Source organism: Archangium sp., from assembly GCF_036389735.1.
GTDB lineage: Bacteria > Myxococcota > Myxococcia > Myxococcales > Myxococcaceae > Archangium.
The window spans coordinates 1-6183 of sequence record NZ_DASVWK010000576.1 but is presented as its reverse complement, the minus strand read 5'-3'; the positions used below and the strand labels follow the sequence as shown (position 1 = coordinate 6183).

The 6183-nt window shown below is 73.4% G+C and carries 5 protein-coding genes; 2 read left to right on the top strand and 3 right to left on the bottom strand.

The window, feature by feature from the left end:
- Positions 1-946 (bottom strand): sigma-54 dependent transcriptional regulator (locus VF794_RS20165; protein ID WP_331112816.1); only part of this gene is annotated, 946 nt, incomplete at its 3' end.
- 152 nt (positions 947-1098) lie between these two features.
- On the opposite strand from VF794_RS20165, the gene VF794_RS20160 reads away from it, so the two are divergent.
- Positions 1099-1914, top strand: a complete 816-nt coding sequence (locus VF794_RS20160) for a tetratricopeptide repeat protein (RefSeq protein WP_331112814.1) — start codon at positions 1099-1101, stop codon at positions 1912-1914.
- Between the two features lie 46 nt (positions 1915-1960).
- Positions 1961-2308, top strand: a complete 348-nt coding sequence (locus tag VF794_RS20155; RefSeq protein WP_331112812.1) for a hypothetical protein — start codon at positions 1961-1963, stop codon at positions 2306-2308.
- On the opposite strand, the gene VF794_RS20150 is transcribed toward VF794_RS20155, so the two are convergent.
- A complete protein-coding gene (locus VF794_RS20150; protein WP_331112810.1) occupies positions 2290-3831 on the bottom strand; it encodes a sensor histidine kinase in 1542 nt (513 codons plus the stop codon). The two genes, VF794_RS20155 and VF794_RS20150, sit on opposite strands and share 19 nt — an antisense overlap.
- A 21-nt stretch (positions 3832-3852) precedes the next feature.
- Positions 3853-6183, bottom strand: a 2331-nt coding sequence (locus VF794_RS20145) for a FrgA protein (RefSeq protein ID WP_331112808.1), incomplete at its 5' end; no start/stop codon positions are given.

Sequence of the window (6183 nt, the reverse complement as noted above, 5' to 3'; positions counted from 1 at the left end):
GGGCGCGCAGCGGGGGCAGCCACACCGGCACCACGTTGAGCCGGTAGAAGAGGTCCTCGCGGAACTCTCCCTTGCGCACCAGCTCCTCCAGGTTGCGGTGCGTGGCCGCCACGAAGCGCACGTCCACCTTGAGCGTCTGCGTGCCGCCGAGCCGCTCGAACTCGCGCTCCTGGAGCAGCCGCAGCAGCTTCACCTGCACCTGGAGGGTGATGTCGCCAATCTCGTCCAGGAAGAGGGTGCCCCCGTGGGCCAGCTCCACCCGGCCCGGCTTGCGCGTGGCCGCTCCGGTGAAGGCGCCCTTCTCGTAGCCGAACAGCTCGCTCTCCAGCAGCGTGTCCGGCAGCGCCGCGCAGTGCAGCTTCACGAAGGGGCCGGCTCGCCGCGGGCTGGCGTCGTGCACCGCCTTGGCGGCCAGCTCCTTGCCCGTGCCGGACTCGCCGCGCAGCAACACCGTGGCCGTGCCCGTCGCCGCCCGCGCCAGCAGCCCCTGCACCTCGGACATGGCGGAGCTGCGGCCCACGAAGCCGCTGGCCTCCTTCACCAGGGGGCGCACCGCCTCCTGCTGCTGCTGCGCCCGCAGGAGCGCCTTGCGGATGCTGAAGAGGATTTCCTCCCGGTCGAAGGGCTTGAGGGCGAAGTCCGCGGCGCCGGCCTTCATGGCCTCCACGGCCAGCGGCACGGTGCCGTGCGCCGTGAGCAGGATGACGGGCACGTCCGGCCAGGAGCGTCCCACCTCGGTGAGCAGCTCCATGCCGCTCATGCCGGGCATGCGCACGTCGCTCACCACCACGTCGATGGGCTTGCGGCCCAGCAGGGCGAGCGCCTCCTGTCCATTGGAGGCGGTGTGGACGGTGAGCCCCGCCTGGACCAGCAGCGCGCCGAGCACCTTGGCGACCGCGGGGTCGTCATCCACCAGCAACACGTTTCCCTTCAGCGGCTCGGCCACGGTGCTCCTTCTCCTGGGACGGGGCAATGCTACCGCGACGCCCGTGGCGCGTCAGCGTCGCCACGGGGCACGTTCTCGCGGAGTGAAGAGGACGCGGACTTCATTGTTCCAGGGCATGGGCCAGTGCCAGGATGCCCGGGGAGGTGTTCCGCATGCTTCGCTTCGCAGCCTTGACCGTCATCCTGCTGGGGACGCCCGGCGCCGCGCAGCAGCCCTCGAAGGCCGAGCAGTTCTTCGGCAAGGAGGAGCTGGCCCGCCAGGTGGGGCTTCACGAGAAGGGCTGCAAGCGGGGCGATGCGGGGGAGTGCTTCAACCTGGCCCTGGCCCATGCGCAGGGCCTCTCGGTGCCCAAGGACGAGGCCCGGGCGGCCACGCTCTACAAGAAGGCGTGTGACAAGGGGCACCTGGATGCGTGCAACAACCTCGGCATCGCCTACGCGCAAGGCGTGGGGGTGAAGAAGGAGCCGAAGCAGGCCCTCTCCCTCTTCGAGAAGACCTGCGAGGCCGAGGACGCGAAGGGCTGCTTCAACGCCGGGATGAGCCATGCGTCGGGCGGGGACGTGGCGCGCGCCGCCACCTTCTTCGAGCGCTCCTGCGGCCGGGGCCATGCCACGGCCTGCTTCAGCCTGGGCCTCGCCCACGCGCAGGGTCAGGGGGTGAAGAAGGATCCGCAGCGCGCCGCGACGCTCTTCTCCCAGGCCTGCGAGGCGGGGAACGGCGCCGGCTGCAACGTCCTCGGCGGGGCCTACATGGCGGGAATCGGCGTGCCGCGGGATCTGAAGCGGGGCGTCGCCCTCTTCGAGAAGTCCTGTGACGCGGGGGTGCCGGGAGGCTGCTTCAACCTCGGCCTCGCCCACCAGCGCGGCCACGGGGTGGCGAAGAATCCCGAGCGGGCCAGGAGCTTCCTCCAGAAGGCGTGTGGCCTCGGGCACACTCCCGCCTGCGAAAACGCGTCGAACCCGAAGTAGGCTCCGGAGCGCGGCTCCACAGCGGTCCATCCAAGGGGGGGGTCCCATGGCAGACATTCAGGGAGTGGAAGGCATGTCCGTGTCGCAGCTCCAGGACGAGCTCCAGCGCGGCGGCAGGTTCGTGGTGTTCGAGTACTGCATCTCCATCCTGGTGATGACGTTCAAGCGCACGTCGGACGTGTATTTCATCCGCGCGGGCGAGGGCACCGGGAGCAAGGGCCTGGGCTACACGCTCCTCTCGTTCTTCCTCGGCTGGTGGGGCTTTCCGTGGGGGTTCATCTACACGCCCATGGCGCTCTACACGAACCTGAACGGCGGGCGTGACGTGACGGAGCAGGTGGTGTCCACGATGCTCGCGCCGGCGCGAGCCCCGGGCTACCACGACGAGGGCTGAAGGCGCGCCGGGTCAGGGGCGCTCGCGGGCACTTCGGAGACCGGCAGGCGCAGCGTCACGGTGGTGCCGCGGCCCTCGTGGCTCGTGAGCGCCACCTGGCCTCCATGGGCCTCCACCACCCGCCGCACGAAGGCCAGCCCCAGTCCGCTCCCCGTGGCCTTGGTGGTGTAGAAGTCGTCGAAGGCCCGCTCGCGCGTGCGTGCGTTCATCCCCTCGCCGGTGTCCTCCACGCGGAGCACCACGCTCTTGCCCTCCACCTGGGTGCGCACGGTGAGGGTGCCCCCACGCTGCATGGCCTCGAAGGCGTTGCGCACCAGGTTCTCCAGCGCGTTGGCCAGCAGGTCCCAGTCCCCCTGGCCGCGCGGGAGGTCCACCGCCAGCTCGCGCTCGAGCCGCACCTCGGGGCGCCCGGTGAAGGACTGGAGGGACAGCACGCTCGCCACCAGTTGGTTCAGGTCCAGCGGCTGCAGCAGCGGCTCCACCCGGCCCAGGCGCTGGTAGGTGCCCACCACCCGGTCCAACCGCTCCACCTGCTCCAGCAGCAGGTCCAGGAAGTCCCCCTTGTCGTCCCAGGGCTGGCCCCGCGCGTGCTCCTCCTTGAGGTACTGCGCGGCGCCCTTGAGCGCGGCGATGGGGTTCTTCAGGTCGTGCGCCATCTGCGCGGAGAAGCGGCCCAGGGTGGCCAGGTGCTCCAGGCGCTCGCGCTGGGCCACGTAGGCGATGACGCCCCGGCGCGTGGCCGCCAGCAGCGCCAGGGTGATGGCGGCCGTGCCCACCACCAGCGCGCCGTAGCGCGAGGCGAAGAGCTGGAAGACGGCCAGGTAGGACAGCACGCCCACCAGCGCGAGCAGCAGCGCGGACATCGTATTGACGCTGGAGAGCTCCTGGCCGAAGAGGCGCAGGCGCAGCGCCACCACCGCCATCACCGGCAGCCCCAGCAGCGTGCCCAGGTTGCCCAGGCGTGGCACGTCCTGGCCCAGCACCGCCACCAGGTCCGTGCCCAGCAGCGTCACCAGCAGCCCGAGGCCGGTGAGCAGCAGGCCCGCCCGCGCGCGCTCCACGGAGCGCACCTCGCGGCGCAGGTGCTGGGTGAGCAGGCCGAAGCCGGTGAGCAGCAGCGGCGCCGCGAAGGCCAGCACCGTCAGCGCGAAGCCTCGCGAGCCCACCCTCGCCGCCATGTGCTCCGAGCCCAGCCCCGCCAGCGACGCGATCGCCAGCGCCCCGAAGACGGCGTAGCTGGAGAACATCACCCCCGCCAGCCGGCGCCGCTCGCCCACGAAGGAGAGGATGAAGTGCAGGGCGGACGGGGCGCTCATCAGCGCCGCCGTCGTGGCGATGAAGCGCCAGCCCGGCCCACCCGAGTGCGCCAGGGCGAAGTCGGCGAAGTTCCACGTGGACAGCGCGATGCACAGCAGCGCCAGCGGGAGCGCCAGCGGACTGCGGCCCACGCGCACCACGGCCAGTCCCGCCAGGGCCAGCAGCCCCGCACAGGCCCCGAGGCTGATCCACGCCTGGCTCGTCATCGCTCCCTCGTCACGGCCGCGCTACAGCTGGGCCAGTCGGCGGGCCCGCTCGGGGTCCGCCACCGCGGCCTCCCATCGGCGAGCGGCGGCCTCGCGCTCGGCCTCGGGGGCGTCGGCGTAGTAGCCCAGCGTGTCGTTGAGGACGCGGCTGAGCTCCTCGATGGCGGCCAGGCGGACGTCCAGCTCCGCGTGGCGCAGCGCGGCCACGAGCCAGTCCGCGCGCCGGCGCTGCCGGTTGTCCGCCCACCACATCGTCCACGCGCGCTTGTCCAGGCCGAGCGTGGCGCGCGTCACCTCGCGCAGCGCCTCGGCGGCGGCCTGGGCACACATCTCGTCGTCGCTGCCGGTGAGGTTGATGAGGCCCTCGATGGCCTCCCGGTCGTGCAGCGTGCCCAGGGCGCGCGCGGCCAGAGAGCGGCGCAGCGAGTCCCGGCTGGTGAGCTCCTGGCGCAGCTCCCGCTTGGCGGCGTCCAGACGGGGCAGGTGCTTGAGGGCGGCGGCGGCCACGCGCGCGGCGCTGGAGATGTCCGGCTCGTAGTCGAAGAGGCCGCGCAGCACGCCGTCCACCAGCTCCACGAAGGGCAGGCTGCCGGCGGTGAGGAGCGCGAAGTAGCGGGTGTCCGCGTCGCTCGAGTCCAGCAGCGGCGCCAGGGCGTGGGCCGCGGGCCGGCCGAGCCGCGAGAGGGCGCCGGGAATGGGACCCAGCTCGTCCGCCTCGGGCAGCTCCACCACGGGCAGGCGGCTCCACGCGGTGGGGCCGGGGAAGTGCGTGGCGAGCACCTTGGCGCTGGCCTCGGGCGAGCGCGCCAGCTCGGCCATGGCGTTGGCGCGCTGGTTGGCGTCCGGGCCGGTGAGGCGCTTGAGGAGCGGGCCGAAGTCCGGCGGCGGGCGCTCCTCCTGGGACATGACGAGGGGGGCCATCGCGGCGGCGCGGCCCAGCGCGTTGGCGGAGCGGGTGACGAAGGGGCTCCACCCCAGGCCCGCGGCCATGGAGGGTGCCGGGGCGCTCGCGGGCGGCTCGTCCACGTCCACGTCGAAGTCCAGCGCGTTGCGCAGCTCGCCCAGGCGCTGCTTGCGGAAGAGGAGCAGCTCCTGGAAGGCGCCGGGCATGTCCTGGCAGAACAGGATGAAGTCCGACAGGCGGCGCTGGCTGATGGGCTTCTGCCCGCAGTCGCCGTAGAGGATGGCGACGAGCCGGCCGCGCACCTCCACCGGATAGAGGAAGAGGGTGCGGGGCGGCTGGCGGCCGAACAGCTCCAGGTAGTGCTTCGTCAGGCTGTCCGGCGGCATGGGGCCCGCGTAGCTGCCGCGGGTGATGGCCACGGTGCGGAAGACGCTGGAGACATCGAGCGGGATGGACACCCGCGACAGCGCCTCGCCACTGATGCCCTCACCGCGCGCGTCCCAGCCCACGGCCGCGCCGCGCAGCACGGCGAAGGCGGACACGTAGTCGAAGGTGCGGCGCCCGAAGCGCAGGGCGGTGTCGATGAGACGATCCCTGTCCCGCGTGGACTCCTTGAGGGCGGCGCGCGCCTGCGCGAGCGTCCACTCGGGCACCTCGTCCCGGGCGGGCTGCGGCGCGGGAGTCGAGGCCGGTGGGCGCGGTTGGGTGGCCGCGGTGGGCTGCGGCGCGGGGGCGGTGGGCCGGGGAGGCTCGACGGGAGGCTGGAGCTGCGGTGGCACCGCGGGACGCGCGGCGACCGGGGCCGGAGCGGCGGGCGGGGCCGGAGGCTGCTGCTGGGGGGCTGGTGCCGGAGGACGCGCGGCGGCCGGAGCGGCGGGCTGCGCCGGGGGCTGCTGCTGCGGAGCCGGAGCCGGGGGACGCGCGGCGGGAGCGGGCTGGGACTGGGGCGGCGCCGCGGGGCGCGCGGGCTCGCTGGGCATGTTCAGGCGCAGCGGCTCGCGGACGAAGGCCGGAGGCGGCGCGGCGGGCGGCGTCGCCGGACGTGGAGGCTGGGCGGGCGCGGCGGTGGGAGCCGGCGGCGGGGCGCTGGCCCGAGGCGGCTGGGGCTGAGGCTGGGGAGCGGCGGGCTTGGGCTGCGGCTCCGGGGGCGGCCTCACCTCGACGGGGACGGGCTCGCTGGCCACGGTGCGCGCCAGCCGCTCCACCATTTCCAGGGTGAGGGAGGCCTCGTCGGAGTCGGAGATGGCGGGCTTGGACGCGGGAGCGGGGGCCGCGGCGGAGGCGTTCTCCATCGCGGTGAGGAGGGTGGAGTAGCGCTGGGCGAGCGGCTGTCGATAGATGACGGAGATCCACTCGCGGACGCGGACCTCGGTGGCCACCCACAGCTCGAGCGGCTTGCCGAGGAGGAAGCCCACCTCCTCCAGCTCCTTCTTGGGCACCGGGTAGCC